Origin of the sequence: Rhizobium viscosum (assembly GCF_014873945.1) — a bacterium.
GTDB classification, from domain to species: domain Bacteria; phylum Pseudomonadota; class Alphaproteobacteria; order Rhizobiales; family Rhizobiaceae; genus Rhizobium; species Rhizobium viscosum.
The window spans coordinates 1,447,437-1,468,467 of sequence record NZ_JADBEC010000001.1 but is presented as its reverse complement, the minus strand read 5'-3'; the positions used below and the strand labels follow the sequence as shown (position 1 = coordinate 1,468,467).

General features: G+C 60.5%; 22 protein-coding genes and 1 pseudogene. 13 read left to right on the top strand and 10 right to left on the bottom strand.

What is annotated here, in order from left to right; genetic code table 11:
• Together H4W29_RS07380 and H4W29_RS07375 are read right to left on the bottom strand one after the other, a co-directional pair.
• Positions 1–900, bottom strand: coding sequence for a ribokinase (locus H4W29_RS07380; protein ID WP_192728345.1), 900 nt, complete (start codon positions 898–900; stop codon positions 1–3).
• A gap of 44 nt (positions 901–944) precedes the next feature.
• The gene (locus H4W29_RS07375; RefSeq protein WP_192728344.1) at positions 945–2,168 is read right to left on the bottom strand and encodes a DNA recombination protein RmuC; all 1,224 of its coding nucleotides are present in this window, start codon (positions 2,166–2,168) and stop codon (positions 945–947) included.
• Between the two features lie 193 nt (positions 2,169–2,361).
• Between H4W29_RS07375 and H4W29_RS07370 the strand changes: the two genes are divergently transcribed.
• From H4W29_RS07370 to H4W29_RS07350, 5 genes and pseudogenes are all read left to right on the top strand, one after another.
• Complete coding sequence (locus H4W29_RS07370) at positions 2,362–3,861, top strand: globin-coupled sensor protein (protein ID WP_192728343.1); 1,500 nt, start codon at positions 2,362–2,364, stop codon at positions 3,859–3,861.
• Positions 3,862–3,957: 96 nt separating this feature from the next.
• A complete protein-coding gene (gene def, locus H4W29_RS07365) occupies positions 3,958–4,473 on the top strand; it encodes a peptide deformylase (RefSeq protein WP_192728342.1) in 516 nt (171 codons plus the stop codon).
• A 99-nt stretch (positions 4,474–4,572) separates the two neighbouring features.
• Positions 4,573–5,508 (top strand): methionyl-tRNA formyltransferase, encoded by a 936-nt coding sequence (fmt, locus tag H4W29_RS07360; protein WP_192728341.1) that lies wholly within the window; start codon positions 4,573–4,575, stop codon positions 5,506–5,508.
• Positions 5,508–6,314, top strand: a complete 807-nt coding sequence (gene truA, locus H4W29_RS07355; protein WP_192728340.1) for a tRNA pseudouridine(38-40) synthase TruA — start codon at positions 5,508–5,510, stop codon at positions 6,312–6,314. Before fmt ends, truA begins: the two co-directional genes overlap by 1 nt.
• Positions 6,292–6,357, top strand: a pseudogene (locus H4W29_RS07350) (arsenate reductase (glutaredoxin)); the annotation flags it as partial. The gene truA and the pseudogene H4W29_RS07350, both read left to right, overlap by 23 nt.
• Before the next feature lie 79 nt (positions 6,358–6,436).
• On the opposite strand, the gene H4W29_RS07345 reads toward H4W29_RS07350, so the two are convergent.
• The 3 genes from H4W29_RS07345 to dapD all read right to left on the bottom strand — a co-directional run bounded on the left by H4W29_RS07345 (position 6,437) and on the right by dapD (position 9,173).
• Complete coding sequence (locus H4W29_RS07345) at positions 6,437–7,033, bottom strand: hypothetical protein (protein ID WP_192728339.1); 597 nt, start codon at positions 7,031–7,033, stop codon at positions 6,437–6,439.
• Positions 7,020–8,213 (bottom strand): succinyl-diaminopimelate desuccinylase, encoded by a 1,194-nt coding sequence (gene dapE, locus H4W29_RS07340; protein ID WP_192728338.1) that lies wholly within the window; start codon positions 8,211–8,213, stop codon positions 7,020–7,022. Before dapE ends, H4W29_RS07345 begins: the two co-directional genes overlap by 14 nt.
• A gap of 102 nt (positions 8,214–8,315) precedes the next feature.
• Positions 8,316–9,173, bottom strand: coding sequence for a 2,3,4,5-tetrahydropyridine-2,6-dicarboxylate N-succinyltransferase (gene dapD / locus H4W29_RS07335; protein WP_192728337.1), 858 nt, complete (start codon positions 9,171–9,173; stop codon positions 8,316–8,318).
• Between the two features lie 195 nt (positions 9,174–9,368).
• On the opposite strand from dapD, the gene H4W29_RS07330 reads away from it, so the two are divergent.
• A complete protein-coding gene (locus H4W29_RS07330; RefSeq protein ID WP_192728336.1) occupies positions 9,369–10,235 on the top strand; it encodes an LOG family protein in 867 nt (288 codons plus the stop codon).
• Positions 10,236–10,368: 133 nt separating this feature from the next.
• Here H4W29_RS07330 and H4W29_RS07325 read toward each other — a convergent pair whose 3' ends face one another.
• Positions 10,369–10,998, bottom strand: a complete 630-nt coding sequence (locus tag H4W29_RS07325) for an EF-hand domain-containing protein (protein WP_192728335.1) — start codon at positions 10,996–10,998, stop codon at positions 10,369–10,371.
• A gap of 102 nt (positions 10,999–11,100) precedes the next feature.
• Positions 11,101–11,808 (bottom strand): pyrimidine 5'-nucleotidase, encoded by a 708-nt coding sequence (locus H4W29_RS07320; protein WP_192728334.1) that lies wholly within the window; start codon positions 11,806–11,808, stop codon positions 11,101–11,103.
• A 187-nt stretch (positions 11,809–11,995) separates the two neighbouring features.
• On the opposite strand from H4W29_RS07320, the gene bchE reads away from it, so the two are divergent.
• Genes bchE through H4W29_RS07305 form a run of 3 tightly spaced genes read left to right on the top strand, consistent with a single transcriptional unit; the run spans position 11,996 to position 15,418 of the window.
• A complete protein-coding gene (bchE, locus tag H4W29_RS07315; protein ID WP_192728333.1) occupies positions 11,996–13,525 on the top strand; it encodes a magnesium-protoporphyrin IX monomethyl ester anaerobic oxidative cyclase in 1,530 nt (509 codons plus the stop codon).
• A 55-nt stretch (positions 13,526–13,580) separates the two neighbouring features.
• Positions 13,581–14,651, top strand: a complete 1,071-nt coding sequence (locus tag H4W29_RS07310) for a bifunctional transcriptional activator/DNA repair enzyme AdaA (RefSeq protein WP_192728332.1) — start codon at positions 13,581–13,583, stop codon at positions 14,649–14,651.
• Positions 14,648–15,418, top strand: a complete 771-nt coding sequence (locus H4W29_RS07305; RefSeq protein WP_192728331.1) for an isocitrate lyase/PEP mutase family protein — start codon at positions 14,648–14,650, stop codon at positions 15,416–15,418. Before H4W29_RS07310 ends, H4W29_RS07305 begins: the two co-directional genes overlap by 4 nt.
• Here the strand turns inward: H4W29_RS07305 and H4W29_RS07300 are convergent.
• Positions 15,403–16,320 carry a LysR family transcriptional regulator gene (locus H4W29_RS07300; protein WP_192728330.1) on the bottom strand — a complete coding sequence of 306 codons (918 nt, stop codon included), beginning with the start codon at positions 16,318–16,320 and terminating at the stop codon, positions 15,403–15,405. The genes H4W29_RS07305 and H4W29_RS07300 overlap by 16 nt on opposite strands.
• 118 nt (positions 16,321–16,438) lie before the next feature.
• Here H4W29_RS07300 and H4W29_RS07295 point away from each other — a divergent pair, with 118 nt between their 5' ends.
• The gene (locus H4W29_RS07295; RefSeq protein WP_192728329.1) at positions 16,439–17,284 is read left to right on the top strand and encodes an oxidoreductase; all 846 of its coding nucleotides are present in this window, start codon (positions 16,439–16,441) and stop codon (positions 17,282–17,284) included.
• A 31-nt stretch (positions 17,285–17,315) separates the two neighbouring features.
• Here the strand turns inward: H4W29_RS07295 and argB are convergent, their stop codons facing one another.
• Entirely contained in the window at positions 17,316–18,203 is an 888-nt protein-coding gene (gene argB / locus H4W29_RS07290; protein ID WP_037100983.1) for an acetylglutamate kinase, read from the bottom strand.
• Between the two features lie 169 nt (positions 18,204–18,372).
• On the opposite strand from argB, the gene H4W29_RS07285 reads away from it, so the two are divergent.
• From H4W29_RS07285 to H4W29_RS07275, 3 genes are all read left to right on the top strand, one after another.
• Positions 18,373–18,909 (top strand): sigma-70 family RNA polymerase sigma factor, encoded by a 537-nt coding sequence (locus tag H4W29_RS07285; RefSeq protein WP_192728328.1) that lies wholly within the window; start codon positions 18,373–18,375, stop codon positions 18,907–18,909.
• Positions 18,906–19,625, top strand: coding sequence for an anti-sigma factor (locus H4W29_RS07280; RefSeq protein ID WP_192728327.1), 720 nt, complete (start codon positions 18,906–18,908; stop codon positions 19,623–19,625). The genes H4W29_RS07285 and H4W29_RS07280 overlap by 4 nt, the downstream gene beginning before the upstream one ends.
• 112 nt (positions 19,626–19,737) lie before the next feature.
• Positions 19,738–20,295: a fasciclin domain-containing protein gene (locus tag H4W29_RS07275; RefSeq protein ID WP_192728326.1), complete on the top strand. Its 558-nt coding sequence runs from the start codon at positions 19,738–19,740 to the stop codon at positions 20,293–20,295.
• Between the two features lie 43 nt (positions 20,296–20,338).
• Here the strand turns inward: H4W29_RS07275 and yihA are convergent, their stop codons facing one another.
• Entirely contained in the window at positions 20,339–20,992 is a 654-nt protein-coding gene (gene yihA / locus H4W29_RS07270; protein WP_192728325.1) for a ribosome biogenesis GTP-binding protein YihA/YsxC, read from the bottom strand.
• Positions 20,993–21,031 lie beyond the last annotated feature (39 nt).

The window sequence follows — 21,031 nt, the reverse complement described above, 5'->3', positions numbered from 1 at the left end:
CTATATTCTGTCTGCGACTTCGGCTGCCAGCGGAATGGAGGGCTGAGCCCCCGGCTTCAGGCAGGCAAGCGAGCCGGCGACCGCTGCGCGGCGCAGCGCCGAGTCGAAATCCAGCCCCTCATCAAGGCTTGCTGCGAAATAGCCGCAGAACGTATCACCGGCGCCGACGGTATCTACAGGTTCGATGACAAGCCCCTGCGCGCGGGAAATCTGGCCATCCCGGATCGCGATGACGCCATCGCCGCCAAGCGTAACGATCAGCGTCTGACCGGTCTCTGCATGCAGCCGCTCCAACGCCGCCTCACGGTCGCCGGCAGTCATGTTTTCCTGTCCCGCCAGCCGCTCGAACTCGGTTTCATTAGCAATGACGATGTCGGCCAGCCGGCCGAGGCGCGGCGCATCCGGAATAAGCGGAGCAAGATTGAGAATGCTGGTAATGCCCTTGGCGCGAGAGGCAGCAAGGGCACGTTCGACCGCCTCGACTGGAATTTCGAGCTGCAGCATGAGTATATCGCCCTCGTTCATAGCGTTGACGGCAGCCTCGGCATTGTCGTCGCTCACCTTGCCGTTCGCGCCGGGAATGACGGCGATCATGTTCTCGCCGTCGCCGCCGACAAGAATGAGGGCCGTGCCGGTCGGCCCCTCGACACGGTTGACGAGTGAAAGGTCGGTACCCGCGCTGTCGAGCAATTCAAGGGCGCCCTCGGCAAAGGCATCCCTGCCGACAGCACCCGCCATATGGACATAGCGGCCTGCTCGCCGGGCAGCGAGCGCCTGATTGGCGCCTTTGCCGCCGGCAGCCGTTGCGAAGCTGTTGCCGGCAACTGTTTCGCCGGGCTTCGGCAGGCGCTCGGTGGTGGCAATAAGGTCCATATTGATGGAGCCGAAAACTGTGATCATGGCATGTCCGTCCCTTGCTTCGGGCCGCGACACTGCCGAAGCGATCACTCCTCGTCAACCACCCTGAGCTTGAGCAGTCCAGTTCGGCTTTCGACGGATTTCGCTGCTGGCTCGCTCTCGCGAGCCGGCTTGCTGTCGCCGCTTGCCTCGAACTCCAGCGCCTCGATCTTCGCGCCACGCTTGGTGAGCTTGTCTGCCGAGGTAATAATCTGGTCCACGTCGCGCTGTGTCTGGGAAAAATGTCCCTGCAGCTTGCGTACGCGCTCGTCGAGCCGGCCGAGATCGTCCATGAGGAGAGCGACTTCTCCCTGGATGACATGCGCCTGCGCCCGCATGCGCTGGTCTTTCAGCACGGCCTGAATGACCTGGATCGACAGCATCAAGAGCGAAGGCGAGACGATAACGACGCGCGCACGGTGAGCCTTCTGCACGATCGCTTCAAAATTCTCATGGATTTCCGCGAAGATCGATTCCGAGGGAACGAAGAGGAAAGCCGTGTCCTGCGTCTCGCCCTGGATCAGATATTTCTCGGAAATATCCTTGATATGAACTTCCATGTCCCGGCGAAACTGCTGGCTGGCAAGCTTACCAGCGTCCGCGCCGCCCGCATCGCGGATCGCGTTCCACGCCTCAAGCGGAAATTTGGCGTCGATGACGAGCGGCGGTGCCCCATTCGGCATTCTGATCGTGCAGTCCGGTCGCGAGCCGTTGGAAAGCGTCTGCTGGAAGGCGTAAGCGCCCATCGGCAGGCCATCGGCGACGATCGTTTCCATACGCGACTGGCCGAAAGCCCCACGCGTCTGCTTGTTGGAAAGAATGGCCTGCAGCCCGACGACATCCTTGGCGAGCGTTTGGATATTGTTCTGGGCAACATCGATCACCGCCAGGCGCTCCTGCAGCTTCTGCAGGTTGTCATGCGTTGATTTCGTCTGCTCGGTCAGCGTCGAGCTCATACGCTGCGACATGCCGTCGAGCCGCTGGTTGATTGCATGATTGAGCTCGGCCTGGCGTGCGCCGAAGACCTCCGTCATGGTCGAGATGCGTCCCTGCATCTCCGCCTGTATTTTCAGAAGCTCCGCCATGCGCGCCTCGCTTTCGGCGGCGCGAAGACTGGCCTCTTCCGCTTCATCGCGACGGATGCCGGCATTGCGCAAGGCAAACACGATTGTCACGAGGATGAGAACGGCGAGCGCACCGCCGGCAAGTGCAAGCACGCCGGGGCTCAGCATCGGCAAGGAAATGGTGAGTGAGTCGGATGTCATGGTCATGCTGCACCATAACAAAATAAGCGGCAATATCCAGATCAAAACGTGAACAATCCACGCCGTATCACCAATGCGAACGACGCTAATTTGCTGTAGCAGAAGAAAAATCGGCCGCGCACTTAACGATTGCTAAACCATATTCGCCAAATCTGGCGCTGCAATTTCCCTCCGCATTCGCGCCAGATAGAGATCCCCCATGACTTCCCACCAGACCGACAATGCCCTCAGGCAGCGCCTTGACTTCATTGAGCTTGACGATGAGGCGCGCAGGAACCTGCGGGAATTGCGGCCGGCGATCTCGGAACTGCTCGGCGGCGCGCTCGACAAGTTCTATGGCAAGCTTGCAAAGACGCCGGCGGTAGCAGGCTTCTTCTCCAACAAGGCCCATATGGGCCACGCCAAGAAGCGCCAGCAGGAGCATTGGGGCAATCTTTCGAGCGGCAATTTCGACGAGAGTTACGTGAATGGTGTCACCGCCGTCGGCCGCACCCATGCCCGCATCGGCCTGGAGCCGCGCTGGTATATCGGCGGTTATGCGCTTGTCATGTCGGAGCTCGTCCGTGGCCTGATGGAAAAGCAGTGGCCATCGCTCTTTGCCCGCCAGCAGGGAAAGGCGCTCGCCGAAAAGCTGACCGCCGTGATCAAGGCGGCGATGCTCGACATGGATTATTCCATCTCCGTCTATCTGGAAGCGCTGGAGGAAAAGCGCCACGCGCTGGAAGAAGACCGCGCCCGGGCCGAAGCCGATCAGGCACTGGCACTGGATCATCTGCGCCGTGGCCTCGAAGCCCTGTCGCGCGGCGACCTCGAAGCAACGCTTCCCTCGGATCTGCCCGGTAATTTTCGTGAGATGGCAGAGGATTATAACAGGGCTGTCAGCGCGCTCCGTGATTCCTTCACCTCCATCCGCACGACGTCCAGCCACATTCTCGAAGGTGCCGATGTAATGTCCAAGGCGACGGACGACCTCGCCTTGCGTACGGCGCAGCAGGCAGCCGGCGTCGAGGAAAGCTCGGCTGCGCTGCAGCAGCTCTCCGTCAGCGTCAGCCAGACCGCCGCCAATGCCGAAAAAGCGTCCGGCGCAGTGCGCGAAACGCAGGAGAAGGCCAAGAATTCCGGCGAACTCGTCACCAGCGCCGTTTCGGCCATGGCGGGTATCGAGAAGTCCTCCACTGAAATCGCCAAGATCATCGGTGTCATCGATGAGATCGCTTTCCAGACCAACCTGCTGGCGCTGAATGCCGGCGTCGAAGCTGCGCGTGCCGGTGATGCGGGTAAAGGCTTTGCGGTCGTCGCACAGGAAGTCCGTCAGCTTGCCCAGCGCACGGCCGATGCCGCCAAGGCGATCAAGAACCTGATCTCCGAAAGCTCGACACAGGTGAATGAGGGCGTCAACATCGTCAGCAGCACCGGTGAGGCGCTGAGCGACATGATCAGCCGTATCGACATCATCAACAGGTTCGTTGCCGATATTGCGGCTGCCGCCCGCGATCAGGCGACCGGCGTCAATGAGGTCAGCGTCGCGATCCGCAATATGGATACGATCACCCAGCAGAATTCCGGCATGGTCGAGCGTACGTCGGCCGAAACCCGCAGGCTGAAGGACGAGGTCGAAAACCTCATCGAACTGCTGCAGCGTTTCCGCGCTCGCGTTGAAGGTCGACAGGTTGCCGGTACTGGCCGCCGCGCGGCCTGAATAATCCAGGCAAAATCCGGGCAGGCGCTGCAAAAAACCGCAATCCCTGCCCGGCGGATAATTCCCTAGTTTGAAAAGATGGGTTATGGGAACGCCATGACCATCAAGCCACTCATCATTCTTCCCGATCCCGTTCTCCGTCAGGTTTCCAAGCCGATCGAGCGGGTCGACGCCGATCTCCAGCGCCTTTCCGACGACATGTTGGAAACCATGTATGATGCGCCGGGCATCGGCCTTGCCGCGATCCAGATCGGTGTTCCGCGCCGCATGCTCGTCATCGATCTGTCGAAAGAAGGCGAGGAAAAGCAGCCGCTCGTCTTCATCAATCCGGAGATCGTCAGCTCCTCGGACGAACGTTCCGTCTATGAGGAAGGCTGCCTTTCCATTCCCGACTATTATGCGGAAGTGGAACGCCCTGCGAATGTCACGGTCAAGTATCTGGACCGCGAAGGCAAGGAACAGAGCGTCGAGGCTGATGGCCTTTTGGCGACGTGCCTCCAGCACGAGATCGATCACTTGAACGGTGTGCTCTTCATCGATCATATTTCGCGGTTGAAGCGCGAAATGGTGATCAAGAAGTTCACCAAGGCTGCAAAGTCGAAGGCGCTCTGAGAGGGCCGACAGCAGCAACATACGAAAGCTTTCGAACGGGCTTGATGGTGAGCCCGTAAACCCGTTTGAAGACGGTTGATCCTCAATTGGCGAGATAGAATGTCTCTTCGTATCGTTTTCATGGGAACGCCCGACTTTTCCGTCCCGACGCTGCGTCTGCTCGTCGAAGCCGGCCATCAGATCGTTGCCGTCTATACCCAGCCTCCGCGGCCGGGCGGACGGCGCGGGCTCGATCTCCAGAAGTCGCCGGTGCATCAGGCGGCCGAGCTGCTCGGCCTGCCCGTCTTCACGCCGGTCAATTTTAAAGATCCGGAAGAGCGTGAGCGCTTCCGTGCCTTGGATGCCGATGTCGGCGTCGTCGTTGCCTATGGCCTGCTGTTGCCCGAGGCTATCCTCACCGGCACGCGTTACGGCTGCTATAATGGTCATGCCTCGCTGCTGCCGCGCTGGCGCGGTGCTGCGCCCATCCAGCGGGCGATCATGGCCGGCGATGCCAAGACCGGCATGATGGTCATGAAGATGGACAAGGGCCTCGATACCGGCGATGTCGCGCTGACCCGCGAAGTCGAAATCGGCTCGAACATGACGGCGGGCGAATTGCACGACAGGCTGATGCAGACAGGTGCCAAGGCGATAGCTGAAGCCATGGTCAAGTTGGAGATGGACGATCTGCCGCTAACCCCGCAGCCGGCCGAAGGCGTGCTCTATGCCGCCAAGATCGACAAGGCGGAAACGCGCATCGATTTCAGCCGCGATGCCAAGGACGTTCACAACCATATCCGCGGCCTCGCGCCCTTTCCGGGCGCCTGGTTCGAACTTGAAAGCAACGGCAAGGCGGAGCGCGTCAAGGTGCTGGGCTCGGAGCTCGCGGTGGGCAACGGCGCGGCTGGAACGCTTGTGACTGATGATCTCGTCGTTGCCTGCGGCACCGGCGCCGTTCGCCTCACAAAGCTTCAGAAGGCTGGCGGCAAACCGCTCGCCGCTGCCGACTTCCTGCACGGCACGCCGCTTGCTGCGGGCACGAGGCTCGTCTGATGCCGCGATACCGCATGATCGTCGAATATGACGGCGGCCCTTACGTCGGATGGCAGCGACAGGACAACGGACCTTCGGTGCAGGGCGCGATTGAAAAGGCGATCTTCTCGGCAAGCGGCGATACCGTTTCCGTCCGCGGTGCGGGCCGCACCGATTCCGGCGTCCACGCCATGGGGCAGGTCATCCATGCCGATCTTTCGAAGGAATGGTCGCCCTTCAAGCTGCAGAATGCACTGAATGCCCATCTGAAGCTTGCGGGTGACAAAGTGGCGATCCTTGATGTCGAGACCGCAAGCGAATTCTTCGACGCCCGCTTCTCCGCGCTCCGCCGGCACTATCTCTACCGCATCATCAGCCGCCGCGCGCCGCTGGCGCTGGAGGCCGGCAAGGCATGGTGGGTGCCGAAAGTGCTGGATCACGAGGTCATGCATGCGGCCGCCCAGACGCTCGTCGGTAGGCACGACTTCTCGACTTTCCGTTCGGCTCACTGCCAGGCAAACAGCCCTGTGCGCACGCTCGACCGGCTGGATGTGACCCGCAATGGCGAACTGATCGAGATCCGTGCCACCGCCCAGAGCTTCCTGCACAACCAGATCCGCTCCTTTGCGGGAACTTTGAAGCTGGCGGGCGAGGGCAAATGGACGCCCGAGGATGTGCGGGCAGCACTTGAGGCGCGTGACCGCAAGGCCTGTGGCCCCGTGGCGCCGCCGGACGGGCTCTATTTCATGCAGGTGGATTATCCCGAGGTGATCACCGATCGCCGCAAACCGGTGGATGAAAACGATGAAGGTGACGATCTATCATAATCCGGCCTGCGGCACGTCGCGCAAAACGCTGGCCATGATCCGCTAGTCCGGTGAGACCCCGGAAGTCGTCGACTATCTGAAGACGCCGAGGATGCGATGACGAAGTCGTCAATCCACGCAGATCAAGCCGGATAGATGCCGAGGAAGTTCTGCAGATATTCCGACAGCACCATCGATGGCACCAAGAGCACCAGCGTCAGAGCGCCGACCATCACGGCATGACCATGGCAGATCATCCTGAGGATGCGTGCCAGCACGAAGACCTGCGCCAGCATGAAGATGAGAAGCAGCATCGACACGAGGCCGATCAAGCCGGGCAGGAAGAAGACCAGCGCCAGCAGCAGCCCGTTAACATAGGCAAGCGGCACGTTAAGCCAGTTGACGCTGACGACGACGGGCGCGAAGCGCTCACCCATGCGGAAGGCAAGCAACAGCAGGCCGGCAAAGACAAGCGGCACGAACCAGTTCGCAAGCTCGACTAGCCCTAGCCGGAAATAGAAGGGAAAGCCGACATCGGCCTCCGGGGGCATGGACCGGAGAAAGGCATTGCGCCACCATAGCCAGGCGATGCCTGTCGGCGGCAGGCACCAGATGATTGCCCAGAAAGACCGGTTGACACCGCGATCCGATATGTCGAGGAAGCGGAAACCGCGCGGGTCGAGTTTGATCAGCAACCAGATGCCGGCGAGATAATATTGAACCTCTCTAAAGCCCGGCATTCGCAAACCATCGTTCGATAAAGGTCTCGTAGATCGCCGTCAGCGTCTCCAGATCCGCAACGGCGACGCGTTCGTCGACCATGTGCATGGTCTGGCCGACAAGGCCGAATTCCACGACCGGGCAATAATCCTTGATGAAGCGCGCATCAGAGGTGCCGCCCGTCGTCGACAGCGCCGGCGATGCGCCGGTGATGGCTTCGACCGCCGACGACAGCGAGGCGATCAGCGCATTGTTGCGTGTCAGAAAAACATGGCTCGGGCGATCGGCCCAGATGATCTCGTATTTGACAGGTTCGCGGCCGGGTCGGAGCGCACCCTCGGCCGCCGCCGCATCGAGGCGCCGGATGATCTCGGCCCGCAGCGTATCCGCCGTCCACGTGTCGTTGAAGCGGATGTTGAAGCTCGCCGAAGCCCTGGCCGGAATGACGTTTGTCGCCGGATTGCTGACATCAATGGTCGTCACTTCGAGATTGGACGGCTGGAAATTGTCCGTGCCGGCGTCGAAGGGCGGATCCATCAGCGCTTGGGCCAGTTGCAGCATGCCGCGTACCGGATTGTCGGCAAGATGCGGATAGGCCGCATGGCCCTGCACGCCGTGCACGACGATCTTGCCGGAGAGTGAGCCGCGCCGGCCGATCTTAATCATATCGCCGAGCTTGTTCGGGTTCGTCGGCTCGCCGACGACGCAGGCATCCCATGTCTCCCCGCGTTCGGCCGCCCACTGCAGCAGCTTGCTCGTACCGTTGATCGATGGGCCTTCCTCGTCACCTGTGATCAGGAAGGAAATCGAGCCCTTCGGGGCACCATGCTTTTCGACATGGCGGGCAACGGCAGCGGCAAAACAGGCAATGCCTCCCTTCATGTCGACTGCACCGCGGCCGAAAAGCTCGCCATTGGCAATCTCGGCTGCAAAGGGCGGATGCCTCCAGGCGGCTTCGTCACCGACAGGCACCACATCGGTATGTCCTGCAAACATCAGATGCGCCCCCTCGGTGCCGAGGCGGGCATAGAGGTTTTCGACATCAGGCGTGCCAGCTTCCGTCGCGACCATTCGGTCGACCTTGAAACCGAGCGGAGACAGCATTGCTTCCAGCGCGGAGAGCGCGCCGCCTTCTGCCGGCGTCACGGACGGGCAGCGGATCAGGGTTTGAAGATTGGCAACAGGATTCGTGGCGGTCATGGCGGTCGAATTATCCGGTGGGAATGGCAAAGGCGTGGCAAGGCGTGAGGCCGCCTCGCCTAAAAGACGCCGATTGTTTACCGAATCAATCTCGGGCTGTCATCAATCTCGGAGCAGTTCGTTGATGCCCGTCTTGGAACGGGTCTGCTCGTCGACGCGTTTGACGATCACGGCGCAATAGAGGTTAGGCGCCTGCTGGCCGTTTGCCATCGTCTTGTCCGACGGCAGCGAACCTGCAACGACGACCGAATAGGGCGGTACTTCGCCATAGCTGATCTCGCCGGTCGCGCGGTCGACGATCTTGGTCGACTTGCCGATGAAGACGCCCATGCCGAGCACCGAGCCTTCGCGCACGATGCAGCCTTCGACAACTTCCGAACGGGCGCCGATGAAGCAATTGTCTTCGATGATCGTCGGGCCGGCCTGCATCGGCTCCAGAACGCCGCCGATGCCGACGCCGCCGGAGAGATGCACATGTTTGCCGATCTGTGCGCAGGAGCCGACAGTCGCCCATGTGTCGACCATCGTGCCCTCGCCGACATAGGCGCCGAGGTTGACGAAGGACGGCATCAGGATGGCATTCGGAGCGATATAGGCCGAGCGGCGCACGACCGCATTCGGCACGGCGCGGAAACCGGCGGCGCGGAACTGATTCTCGCCCCAGCCTTCGAACTTCGACGGCACCTTGTCCCACCACGTTGCCTGACCGGGACCACCCTTGACGACTTCCATGTCATTGAGGCGGAAAGACAGCAGCACGGCCTTCTTGAGCCACTGATTGACCTTCCAGGCGCCGTCGGCGCCGCGCTCGGCCACACGTGCCTTGCCCTCGTCGAGCAGGTTAAGAGCCGCCTCGACCGCATCGCGGACCTCGCCTTTCGTCGACGTGTTCACATTGTCGCGATTGTCGAAGGCAGTTTCGACGGTCTTTTCGAGGGATGCGAGGTCGATGGCGCTCATGGGAATTCCTTAAACTTCGATCTTTATCGTGGAGACAGCGGAGTCTCCGGAATTGCGGTTGGCGGGCTGTAACCCGATCTACAGCATGCGCCCGTAAAATGGAATGATTTTTCGGACAAGATCATATCTGGATTCAAGGCGTTATAGCGACATATCCGATCACTTGTGACCGGTGATACTGAAAGGCATTTCGATATGGCAAAGGCAAGAAACGGCGGCGGACGGCGCAAGGACGGCGTCTGGGATCCGTTGAAGAGCAGTTCGAGCGATAGGCAGCGCGCGGAAGCGGTTCCGAAGACGCCGCAGACGCTCTCGCCGGCCTATCGTCTTGCTTATGTGGATGAGGATTTCCTCTGCCGCGAGGAGCTGCGCCCGATCCGCCTGCAGCTCGAACTGCTGAAAGTCGAGATGATGATGGCCGAGCGCGGTATCAAATCGACCGTCGTCATGTTCGGCGGCGCCCGCATTCCGGCTCCCGGCCAGAGCGCCTGGGCAGCCCGCAACGAAACCCAGCGTGCAAACCTCGAAGCCGCATCGGTCTATTACGACGAGGCTCGCAAATTCGCCCGCCTCTGCTCGCGTTATGCAGCCGGTTTCGATTTCCACGAATATGTCGTCGTCACCGGCGGTGGCCCCGGTGTCATGGAAGCGGGAAACCGCGGTGCGGCGGATGAGGGAGCCCCTTCGATCGGCCTTAACATTGTGCTGCCGCACGAGCAGGCGCCGAATGCCTATGTGACGCCCGAGCTCAGCTTCAACTTCCATTATTTCGCGATCCGCAAGATGCATTTCATGGTGCGCGCCAAGGCGGTCGCAGTTTTCCCCGGCGGCTTCGGCACGCTGGACGAATTCTTCGAATGCCTGACGCTGATCCAGACCGGCCGCATGGAGCGCATCCCGCTGCTGCTCTTTGGCTCGAAATTCTGGCAGAGCATCATCAACTTCGAGGCGCTTGCCGAATTCGGGACGATCGCCCCCGAAGACGTGAACCTGATCAGCTTCGTCGATACTGCCGATGAGGCCTGGAAGATCGTGCAGGACTTTTACGAACACCGCGAATAGAGCAGTTCAAGTCAAACTGTTCAGCAGCTTTACGCCCGGCACAAACGAAAAACCCTCCTCCCGTGGACGGGAAGAGGGCTTCGGGTGAAGGGCAAACCCCTCGCAATATCCAGGGAATGCTTTGTTATTCTCTTCAAAGGAAGGGCTGGTCCGGCATGTCGTCGATTGAGATTACGCCGTCCTTGTTGCGGTCCATGCGATCGAAGAATTTGTTGAAGGCGGTTTCCGCTTCCTGCTTGCTGATCTGGCCGTTCTGGTCGGTGTCGATGCGGCCCATCATCATGGTGATTGCCTTGAAGTGGGCATTGCCATGCATCCAATGGTGACCGTCGTGGCCGTGACGGCCATGGTCTTTGTCGTCGCCGGCCTGCGGCGTCGCATTCTGATCCGCATCGCCCTGCTTGGCCGATACCGCTTCACGACGCGCCTTGAACTGTGCTTCGCGGTATGCGCGGATTTCGCCCGGCGTCAGCGAGCCGTCATGGTTGGTATCGATCGCGGCAAAAATCTTCTCCATGCCATCGGTCGCCTCCTGCTTGGTAATCTGCCCGTCCTTGTTGGTGTCGAACTGCTTCAGCATGCGCACGAAGGCGATTTCGCGGAAGGCCGCGCCACGCGGACCGCCCATCATGCCATGCTCCATTTTTCCATGGTGGCCTGGATGAGCAGCCTGGTCGCCTGGTGCTGCGAAGCTGGCCCCGGCGGCTGCGCCGAGAAGAAGAACAGAGGAAAGCGCCGTCAGGATAAGCTTGTTGCGGTACATGTCAGTGCGTCCTTTCGTAGGATGTCCCTCGGTACGAAAGGTAGGACCGAACCGTGCCACGGCCCAGTTAAACATCTGTAAGATGGATGAAACTTTGGTAAGTTAGGTCGTAATCTTTTTCAAGAAATCAGCGAGATCGTCGGTGACGAAATCGATGTGGTCATCTTCGCCGCTGGTTTTCTCCCACCATTCGACGACGGTCTCTTCCAGATTGCGCGGCACGAGCAAAACGGTCTGCATGCCGAGTGCCTTCGGTACGGTGAGATTACGCGGCAGGTCTTCGAACATCGCCGCCTTGTTCGTCTCGATCTTCTTCAGCGCCGTGAACTTGTCATAGGTCGCCTGCGCCGGTTTCGGCAGGTAGTCGGCGGCGACGATGTCGAAGATATCGTCGAAATGATCGAGAATACCGAGCGCGCTGGCTGCTGCCTGTGCATGCGGGACACTGCCATTGGTGAAGATGAACTTGCGGCCCGGTAGGGCCTTGATGGCTTCGGCAAGGTCCGGCTGCGGGGTCAGCGCCGAATAGTCGATCGCATGTGCCTTTTCGAGGAAATCGTTGGGATCGACCCCGTGATGGATCATCAGTCCCTGCAGCGTCGTGCCGTGATCGTAGTAGTACTGCTTCTGCAGCTTGCGGGCCTCTTCCTGCTCCATTTGCAGGAGCGCCGAGACATAGGCCGTCATGTTCTTGTCGATCTGCGCGAAGAGATTGACATGATGCGGATAGAGCGTGTTGTCGAGGTCGAAGACCCATTCGGTCACATGCTCGAAATCGTTCTTGGTAGGCGTGCGGTCGATCTTTGTCATAGCCGCCCTTATGGCATGGTCGCGGCCGGAAACCAAAGGCTTTTGCTTGCAGGGCCGGCCTGCCAAGGCTCTCTCAAAAATGCCGCCAGATTTTCACAACTTCAGAGAGATTTTGGCTGACTTTCGCCATTGATCGCTGGTGACCTCTGCCTGCGTCAGACAGGGGGACCCGTAAGGGTGAAGTCGCATGAAGATCGTTCTGATAAACCCACCGCATACCGCAATCGGCAGCCGTATTCCCGATGATCATCTTCCGCCGCTTGGCCTTCTCTCCGTCGGCGGTCCGCTGATCGACGATGGTCATGCCGTCAGCCTCGTCGATGCCGACTTCAGGCCGATGCCCATTCCGGAAATCGTCAGCATGGTTATGGCCGCCAGCCCTGATCTGGTCCTGATCGGCCATTCCGGATCGACCTCGGCCCATCCGACCGCCCGCACCATCGCTGAAGCGCTCAAGCGCAGCGATCCTGCCATTTCCATCATCTACGGCGGCGTGTTCCCGACATATCACTGGCGGGAAGTGCTGGCCGAGACTTCAGCCTTCGACATCCTCGTGCGTGGCGAGGGCGAGGAAACGATGCGGCGCCTCGCCGATGCCCTCGCCACAAACCGTCCGCTGGCAACCATTCCCGGCATTGCCTTTCGCGATGGCCACGGCGAGATCCTGGCAACCCAACCGGCACAGGCAATCGCCGATCTCGATGCCTATCGCATTGGCTGGGAGCTGATCGACCACCGGAAATACAGCTATTGGGGCGGCAAGCGGGCTGTCGTCATGCAGTTTTCCCGCGGTTGTCCGCATCTCTGCAACTATTGCGGCCAGCGCGGTTTCTGGACCCGCTGGCGACACCGCTCGCCCGAGCTTTTCGCCCGCGAGATCGGCAGGCTTTACCGGGAAGAGGGCGTCGAGCTGATCAATCTCGCCGACGAGAACCCGACCTCTTCGCGAAAAGCCTGGCTGGCTTTCCTTGAAGCGATGATCGCCGAGAACGTCCCGGTCCAGATCGCCGGCTCGACGCGGGCGGACGATATCGTCCGCGATGCCGATATCCTGCATCTCTATCGCAAGGCTGGCGTCGTGCGCTGGCTGCTCGGCATGGAAAATACCGATGAGGCAACACTTGCCCTGATCAAAAAGGGCGGCGCCAAGGCAAGCGACCGCGAGGCGATCCGCCTTTTGCGAAAGCACGATATCCTCTCCATGGCGACCTGGGTTGTCGGTTTCGAAGAGGAGAGACTAAGCGATCTCTGGCGTGGATTCCGGCAGCTGCTCTCCTACGATCCGGACCAGATCCAGGCGCTTTATGTCACGCCGCACCGCTGGACGCCGTTCTTCCGCATCGCCCGTGACCGGCAGGTGATCGAGACCGATACCCGCAAATGGGACTACAAGCATCAGGTGCTGAAGATGCGCCACCTGAACCCGCTGGTGCTGGTCCTCTGTGTCAAGCTGATCGAGGTCGCGGTGCAGGCGCGGCCGAAGGCGGTGATGCGCATCCTTTTCCATCGCGATCGACAGCAACGCCATTCCATGCGCTGGTATACGCAGATCGGCCGCCGCGTCTGGTTTCACGAGCTCTTCGAATTCCTCTTCCGACGTCGCCATATCAAGGACGGACCAACGCTTGAGGCCTTCTGGGGTGCACCGCAGGATGCGGAGGAGGAATCGATGCTGCGCCCGCAGCGGCATGTGAGGAGCCTCGACGCTGCGGAATAAAATAGACGCCCGATTTTCGGCGGACGGCTGAGGCGCGGAGTGCTAGAAAGCGGACATGCTTTTCGAACGCCCCGATGATGACACCCTCTATGATGCCCTGATCGCGCGCAGTGCTGATTATGAGGGCCAGGCCTATGTCTGCGTGAAGACGACAGGAATCTTCTGCCGGCTGACCTGCCCGGCGCGCAAGCCGAAGCGGGAAAACACCATCTTCTTCGACACGATCGCCGCCTGCATGCATTCGGGCTTTCGCCCCTGCCAGCGCTGCAAGCCGCTGGAGCAGCCGGGCCGCGAGCCGATCGTTGACGAGCTGCTGGCGCGGCTCGACAGCGATCCAGAGGTGCGCTGGACCGAAGATGAACTCGTGCGCCGGGGCTACGACCCTTCAACCGTGCGCCGCGCCTTCAAGCGGGCGCTCGGCATGACCTTCCACGATATCGTCCGCTATCGCCGGCTTGGCGAAGCGGCACGGCAGCTCGCCGATGGTGCGCGGGTGATCGATGCGCAGTTCGATGCAGGATATGAATCGGGAAGCGGTTTCCGAGCGGCTTTCCAGCGGCTGGTCGGCAAGGCCCCGGCGCTGTCGCAAAACCGCGAACTGCTCTTTGCCGACTGGTTCGATACACCACTCGGGCCGATGATAGCAGTCGCCGACAAGACGCATCTGCATCTCCTGGAATTTCATGACCGCAAGGCGCTGCCGACCGAACTCGAAGCGCTGCAGAAGCGTGTCCGCTCCTCGGTCGCGATCGGCCGCACGCCTGTTATCGACCAGATCGAGGCGGAGATCAGGGACTATTTCGAAGGGCGGTTAACCACTTTCAAGACGCCGCTGGCACTTGGCGGCACGCCCTTCGAAAAGCATGTCTGGGCAAAGCTCGTCGAAATTCCCGTCGGCCAGACACGCGCCTATGGCGATCTCGCAAGAGAGATGGAAAGGCCGGAGGTGGTGCGTGCCGTCGGCCGCGCCAATGGCGCCAACCAACTCGCTATCATCGTGCCCTGCCATCGCATCCTCGGCGCGGACGGATCGCTGACGGGCTACGGCGGCGGGCTCTGGCGCAAGCAATGGCTGCTTCGGCACGAGGAAAAGATCAGTGCACATAACATGGAGAGGACAGCATGAACCAGATTGAGAAGGCCGAGCTTTTCGGCACGCTGCATCGCAAGGGCAATCCCGTTATTCTCTACAACATCTGGGATGCCGGAACGGCCAAGGCCGTGACGGAGGCCGGTGCGAAGGCACTTGCGACCGGAAGCTGGTCCGTCGCGGCCGCCAATGGCTATGGCGACGGCCAGAAGCTGCCGATGGATGTGCTTATCGAGACGGCGCGCTCGATCACGGCCGTCAACGACCTGCCGCTCTCGGTCGATTTCGAAGGCGGCTATTCCACGGAACCCGCCGGTGCCGCGGCCAATGTCGCAAAGCTTATCGAGGCAGGCGTCGTAGGGATCAACTTCGAGGACCAGCGTGTCGGCGAGACCGGCCTTCATCCCATCGAAGCGCAGGCGGCTCGCATCCGCGCCGTCAGGGAAATGGCCGAGGCACGAGGCATCGATTTCTTCATCAATGCCCGCACCGATCTCTTCCTCCAGGAAGGTGACGGCTCCAGGCACGCAGGGCTGGTCGACGCAGCGATCGAGCGCGGCAAGGCTTATGCGGCGGCAGGCGCCAGCGGCTTCTTCGTGCCGGGTCTGATTGAACCGGCCTTGATCGAAAAGGTCTGCGCCGCATCCTCGCTGCCGGTCAATATCATGATGAAGGCCGGTGCACCCGACCCGGCTGATCTCGCAAGGCTCGGTGTTTCGCGCATCAGCTATGGTCCGGGGCCTTATCGGGCGATGATGGAAAAGCTGAAGGAAGCGGCAGCAGCGATCTATTCGGCCAACTGATCGTTGCCGGTGGAGTTTCGCTGCATGGCGATGGCTTGAGCGATGAAATTGCGAACGGTGGGGGAGCGCTCGTCACGCCGGGTGGCGAGTGTCAGGCGTGCCGCTGGCGCTTCGCCTTCAATTGCGATGTAGCGAACACCGGGAACATTGATCTTCATCATTTCAGCCGGCACGATCGAAACGCCAAGGCCGACTGCGATCAGGCTGGCGATCGAGGTAATCTGCGGCGCCGGCTGGCCGAGCTGTGGTTCAAATCCCGCTCGCCGGCATGCGGCGATGATGTCGTCGAAGAAACCGGCACCCGCCTCGCGTGGAAAGAGGACAAAGCTCTCTCCGGCCAGTGCGTCGAGGCGCAATGTCTGCGCCTCTGACAGCGGGTGCCTTGTCGGAAGCACGATGACCATGGGGTCTTCTGCCAGCAGCTGACATCGAGCCTGCAGCTTATCGCCACTGCCCGGGCGGATAAAAACGGCGTCGAGTTCTTCCCCATCGAGCCGCTCCAGCAGTTGCGTGGTGGGCGCTTCCTCCAGGCCGAGTTCGACGGCTGCGTATTTCTCGCGAAAGGCGTTCACGATGGCGGGCACGACCGGATTGAACACCGCAGAGCTGGTGAAGCCAACCCGTAGCCGCCCGCTCTGGCCGCGCGCCGCCCGGACGGCGGATTGCTTGGCCTGCTCCGCCTGAAACAAAATCGCCTGAGCCTCCGGCAGGAAAGCCCTGCCTGCTTCGGTCAGTTCCGCACCGTTCGAGAGGCGGCGGAAAAGGGCCGCGCCAATCTCGTTTTCAAGATCGCGTATCTGATTGCTGAGTGGCGGCTGGCCGATACCGACCTTCCGCGCCGCGCGGGTGAAATTGAGCTCTTCTGCGACAGCGATGAAATAGCGAAGATGACGAAGCTCCATGCGATACTTTTAAGATATCACATGAAGCTCTGCAATATATTGGAACTATCTCCCCTGCGCCGCCACATAACGGAACGCGCAGCCTCCATATGGCGGTGCGCCAGGAAAGGAGTTCACGATGAGTTCAATCGAAAAGCAGTTTCTCATTACCGGTGTCAGCTCGGGCTTCGGCCGTGCTTTTGCGCAGGCTGCATTGGAAAAGGGCCACCGTGTGGTGGGAACGGTGAGGAATGATGAAGCAATGGCTTTGTTCGAGAACCTGGCGCCGGGTCGTGCGACGGCAGTTCGCCTCGACGTCACCGATATAGAGGCAATCGAACCGGTCGTTGCTAGTATCGAGAAAACAATCGGCCCGGTGGACGTCCTCATCAACAATGCCGGCTATGGGCATGAGGGGACATTGGAGGAATCGCCGATCGAGGAAATGCGTCGGCAATTCGAGGTCAATGTCTTCGGCGCCGTCGGAATGATGAAGGCCGTTCTACCGTTCATGCGCGAGCGCCGGGCGGGTCACATCATCAACATCACATCGATGGGCGGGTTCATCACCATGCCGGGCATCGCTTACTATTGTGGCAGCAAATTTGCGCTCGAAGGCATCAGCGAGGTTTTGGCGAAGGAAGTGAAGGCGTTCGGCATCGCAGTCACTGCGGTAGCTCCCGGCTCATTCCGCACTGACTGGGCCGGACGATCGATGATCCGCACCGACAGGTGCATCGCCGACTATGATTCGCTCTTCGATCCCATCCGCAAGGCACGCGAGGAAAAGAGCGGCAAACAGGCAGGCGACCCTCGCAAAGCGGCCGCCGCCGTGCTGGCACTGGTCGAGGCTGAAAACCCGCCCGTGCATCTCCTGCTCGGCGCCGACGCGCTGGCGCTCGTCCGCGACAAGCTCACGAGCCTGAGTTCGGAAATCGATGCCTGGGAAGATCTGACGCTCTCGACGAGCTTTGCCGAAGCATAAGAAAAGGCGCCCGGGAGGGCGCCTTTTTCGATCAGGGAACGATCAGCGTGCCGACGCCGTGCTCGGTGAATATCTCCAGCAGCACGGAATGGGCCGTCTTGCCGTTCAGGATGACGACGCCCTGCACGCCCGCCTTGATGGCGTCGATGCAGGTCTCGACCTTCGGGATCATGCCGCCGGAAATCGTGCCATCGGCAATCAGCGCATGCGCTTCGGCGACGGAAAGCTCCTTGATGAGCTTGCCCTGCTTGTCGAGCACGCCGGGCACATCCGTCAGGAACAGCAGGCGGGTGGCGTTCAGCGCGCCGGCGATCGCGCCTGCAAACGTGTCGGCATTGATGTTGTAGGTCGCGCCGTCGCGACCCGGAGCAACCGGCGCGATGACCGGGATCATCTCGGAACGGGCGAGAAGGTCGAGCAGCGTGCGGTCGACTTCCACGACTTCGCCCACGAAACCGAGATCGAGCACGCGTTCGATGTTGGAATCGGGATCCTTGACGGTCTTGCGCGCTTTTTCGGCGAAGACCATGTTGCCGTCCTTGCCGCAGAGGCCGATCGCCCATTCGCCGGTCTGGTTGATGAGCGCGACGATTTCCTTGTTGATCGAGCCGGCGAGAACCATTTCGACGATCTCGACCGTCTTCTGGTCGGTAACACGCAACCCGCCTTCGAATTTGGATTCGATACCCATCTTCGTCAGCATCGCGCCGATCTGCGGGCCGCCGCCATGCACGACGATCGGGTTGACGCCGGACTGCTTCAATAGTGCGATATCGCTGGCGAAGGCCTTGCCGAGCTCGGGATTGCCCATGGCATGGCCGCCGTACTTCACGACGATCGTCTTGTTTTCGTAGCGCTGCATGAAGGGCAGCGCTTGGGCGAGAAGACGTGCCTGGATTTCGCTTTCGGACTCGTTCATGGGGACCCCGCAGAATTGATCGCGGCCTTTTATCTCAAGTTTTTGACAGAGGGAATAATCCGGCACGCAATAGTTTTTCGTATCTAAGGCCGACCTGGGAACCTGCCAGCGCATATTGAAACTATCGAACTGAAACTATCGTACCGGAAATCGTTCATTCGAGGGCGACATGACTGGGGATTTTGCAGATTTAATCGGCCGCGTAGCGCTCGGCGACCGCAAGGCCTTTGCCGCGCTCTATAACCAGACCAGTCCGAAACTTCTGGCGATCTGCCTTCGTATCCTTGGAAGCAGGAACGAGGCGGAAGAGGTGCTTCAGGAGGTCTATATCAAGATATGGCAGCGCGCCGGCGTCTTTACGGCCGGCTCCTCGACATCGGTCGCCTGGCTTGCGGCAATTGCCCGCAATCAGTCGATCGATGCGATCAGGGCGCGCAAGCCGGTCGCTGATGAAATCGACAGAGCGCTCGATCTTGCAGATGGCGGTCCGGATCCTGAAGCGCAAGTCGTGATTAAGGATGAAGGAAGGCGGATTGACACCTGCATGGAAGAGTTGGAAGCTGATCGTGCGGTCGCGGTGAAACGGGCTTATGTCGAAGGGCTAAGCTATCAGGAACTGGCCGATCAGTTTGGTGTCCCGCTGAATACGATGCGGACATGGCTAAGACGCAGCCTGCTGAAACTGAGAGAGTGCATGGAACGATGACATCGCCGGACAAAAGCAAGGGAGACCGCTCCCGGGATGAGGTTCTCGCCGGCGAATATGTGCTGGGCGTCCTCTCTCTTCAGGATCGCAGGATTGTTGAGGAGCGCATGCGCCGAGACCGGCAGTTTGCCGCCATCGTCAGCCGCTGGGAGGTCAACCTCTCCAGCTTCAACGACGAATATGGCACGGCCACTCCGAGCAGTGAGACCTTCAAGCAGATCGAGGCGCGCCTCTTCGCCAATGCGGAAAGTGAGCCGCGCTTTTCGCACGGCCTCTGGAATTCCGCCGGTTTCTGGCGCTCGCTGACTTTTGCCTCGCTTGCGGTCACCTTGGGCGTCATCGCCTTTGCCTCCGGTCTCGTGCCTCAGCCTCCGGCATCGCCGCCGCTGGTGGCGGACCTCTCAGGACAGAACAACCAGGTCAATCTGACGGCCTCCTACGATATCCAGAGTGGCCGGCTGAAGATCGTGCCGGTTGCGGCCGGCAAGCCGGAGGAGAAATCTCTGGAGCTCTGGCTCGTACCGGGTAGCGGCACGCCCCGTTCTCTCGGCGTTTTCCAGCGCGGTATGAACGGCGAATTGCTGATCCCGACGGATATGCGCGGCCAGATTTCCGATGGCGCGACGCTGGCCGTCAGTCTCGAGCCATTCGGCGGTTCGCCCACACATCAGCCGTCAGGCCCCGTCATCGCCAGCGGTTCGATCCACAGGCCGTGAAAACAAGATCATTTTCCTGAAACTCTTCTGCAGCGTCTTCCGTAGTTGCTGATATCCGGGCGGCGCAGGGCATAAAGCCGGCGGCCGCGACCGGATGCAGAGGAGAAAAATCATGATCAAGTCCGCATTGCGTGCTGCAGCGCTCGCCGCCACCTTTTCCGCTATCGCATTCGCTGCTCAGGCAAAGAACCCGATAGTCGGCGGTGCTGCGATGTATGCGAACAAGAACATCGTCGAGAATGCCGTCAACTCCAAGGATCATACCACCCTGGTTGCTGCCGTGAAGGCTGCCGGCCTTGTCAGCACGCTGGAGGGCAAGGGGCCTTTCACCGTCTTCGCGCCGACCAATGAAGCCTTCGCTGCACTGCCGAAAGGCACTGTCGATACGCTTCTGAAGCCGGAAAACAAGGCTAAGCTCGTCAAGATCCTGACCTGCCATGTCGTTGCCGCAGACGCCATGTCGAAGACCGTCGCCAAGATGATCAAGGACGATGGCGGCGAGCACGACATCAAGACAGTCGGCGGCTGCGTGCTCAAGGCAAAGGAAAGCATGGGCAAGATCACGCTGACGGATGAAAATGGCGATGTCGCGCACGTCACCATCGCCGACGTCAAACAGTCGAACGGCGTCATCCACGTCGTCGACGAGGTGCTGCTGCCGAAGATGTAAATTCAAATACCGGCTGTCAGAGGCGCCCTTCCGGGCGCCTCTTTTATTTCCAGTTGCTGACGCCGACCGTGTCGGCAATCGCCTGCCGCAGTTCGTCCAATCCTTCGTTCTTTTCCGAGGAGGTGGAAAGCACGGCCGGATAGGCGGCGGGACGCTTGCGGATCCTCTCCGATGTTTCGGCCAGCAGCTTTGGCACGGCAGGCGCTTTGATCTTGTCCGTCTTGGTCAGCACGATCTGATAGGAGACGGCCGCCTTGTCGAGCAGCGTCAGGACGTCATCGTCGTTCTTCTTGATACCGTGGCGGCTGTCGATCAGCACATACACGCGCTTCAGCGTCGAGCGGCCGCGCAAATAGTCGAAGACGAGCTTCGTCCAGTTATCCACCTGCTCTTTCGGCGCCTGTGCATAGCCATAGCCCGGCATATCGACCAGCGCCATTGGCGGCAGGTCGTTGCCCTCGCCGGAATAACCGTCCGGAACGAAGTAGTTGAGTTCCTGCGTACGTCCAGGCGTATTGGAGGTGCGCGCCAGACCTTTCTGACCGACCAGCGCGTTGATCAGCGACGATTTGCCGACATTCGACCGGCCGGCGAAAGCGACTTCCAAGGGCCCCTCCGGCGGAAGGAATTTCATGGAAGGCACGCCGCGGATGAAGATCCAGGGGTGGCCGAAGAGCGGCTTTGCGATTTCAGTCATATGAATTCTGCAATCTCCGGGTTCGGTAATGAAACCGGC

Excerpts from the sequence above, each read along its gene's own strand:
- H4W29_RS07310 (WP_192728332.1), top strand. The coding sequence starts at position 13,581 with ATGCTTTTCGAACGCCCCGATGATGACACCCTCTATGATGCCCTGATC.
- H4W29_RS07325 (WP_192728335.1), bottom strand. The coding sequence starts at position 10,998 with ATGTACCGCAACAAGCTTATCCTGACGGCGCTTTCCTCTGTTCTTCTT.
- H4W29_RS07285 (WP_192728328.1), top strand. The coding sequence starts at position 18,373 with ATGACTGGGGATTTTGCAGATTTAATCGGCCGCGTAGCGCTCGGCGAC.
- argB (WP_037100983.1), bottom strand. The coding sequence starts at position 18,203 with ATGAACGAGTCCGAAAGCGAAATCCAGGCACGTCTTCTCGCCCAAGCG.
- yihA (WP_192728325.1), bottom strand. The coding sequence starts at position 20,992 with ATGACTGAAATCGCAAAGCCGCTCTTCGGCCACCCCTGGATCTTCATC.
- fmt (WP_192728341.1), top strand. The coding sequence starts at position 4,573 with ATGTCTCTTCGTATCGTTTTCATGGGAACGCCCGACTTTTCCGTCCCG.
- dapE (WP_192728338.1), bottom strand. The coding sequence starts at position 8,213 with ATGACCGCCACGAATCCTGTTGCCAATCTTCAAACCCTGATCCGCTGC.
- H4W29_RS07330 (WP_192728336.1), top strand. The coding sequence starts at position 9,369 with ATGGCAAAGGCAAGAAACGGCGGCGGACGGCGCAAGGACGGCGTCTGG.
- H4W29_RS07275 (WP_192728326.1), top strand. The coding sequence starts at position 19,738 with ATGATCAAGTCCGCATTGCGTGCTGCAGCGCTCGCCGCCACCTTTTCC.
- H4W29_RS07295 (WP_192728329.1), top strand. The coding sequence starts at position 16,439 with ATGAGTTCAATCGAAAAGCAGTTTCTCATTACCGGTGTCAGCTCGGGC.
- H4W29_RS07375 (WP_192728344.1), bottom strand. The coding sequence starts at position 2,168 with ATGACCATGACATCCGACTCACTCACCATTTCCTTGCCGATGCTGAGC.
- H4W29_RS07280 (WP_192728327.1), top strand. The coding sequence starts at position 18,906 with ATGACATCGCCGGACAAAAGCAAGGGAGACCGCTCCCGGGATGAGGTT.
- H4W29_RS07300 (WP_192728330.1), bottom strand. The coding sequence starts at position 16,320 with ATGGAGCTTCGTCATCTTCGCTATTTCATCGCTGTCGCAGAAGAGCTC.
- truA (WP_192728340.1), top strand. The coding sequence starts at position 5,508 with ATGCCGCGATACCGCATGATCGTCGAATATGACGGCGGCCCTTACGTC.
- def (WP_192728342.1), top strand. The coding sequence starts at position 3,958 with ATGACCATCAAGCCACTCATCATTCTTCCCGATCCCGTTCTCCGTCAG.
- H4W29_RS07370 (WP_192728343.1), top strand. The coding sequence starts at position 2,362 with ATGACTTCCCACCAGACCGACAATGCCCTCAGGCAGCGCCTTGACTTC.
- H4W29_RS07305 (WP_192728331.1), top strand. The coding sequence starts at position 14,648 with ATGAACCAGATTGAGAAGGCCGAGCTTTTCGGCACGCTGCATCGCAAG.
- H4W29_RS07320 (WP_192728334.1), bottom strand. The coding sequence starts at position 11,808 with ATGACAAAGATCGACCGCACGCCTACCAAGAACGATTTCGAGCATGTG.
- H4W29_RS07345 (WP_192728339.1), bottom strand. The coding sequence starts at position 7,033 with ATGCCGGGCTTTAGAGAGGTTCAATATTATCTCGCCGGCATCTGGTTG.
- H4W29_RS07380 (WP_192728345.1), bottom strand. The coding sequence starts at position 900 with ATGATCACAGTTTTCGGCTCCATCAATATGGACCTTATTGCCACCACC.
- bchE (WP_192728333.1), top strand. The coding sequence starts at position 11,996 with ATGAAGATCGTTCTGATAAACCCACCGCATACCGCAATCGGCAGCCGT.
- dapD (WP_192728337.1), bottom strand. The coding sequence starts at position 9,173 with ATGAGCGCCATCGACCTCGCATCCCTCGAAAAGACCGTCGAAACTGCC.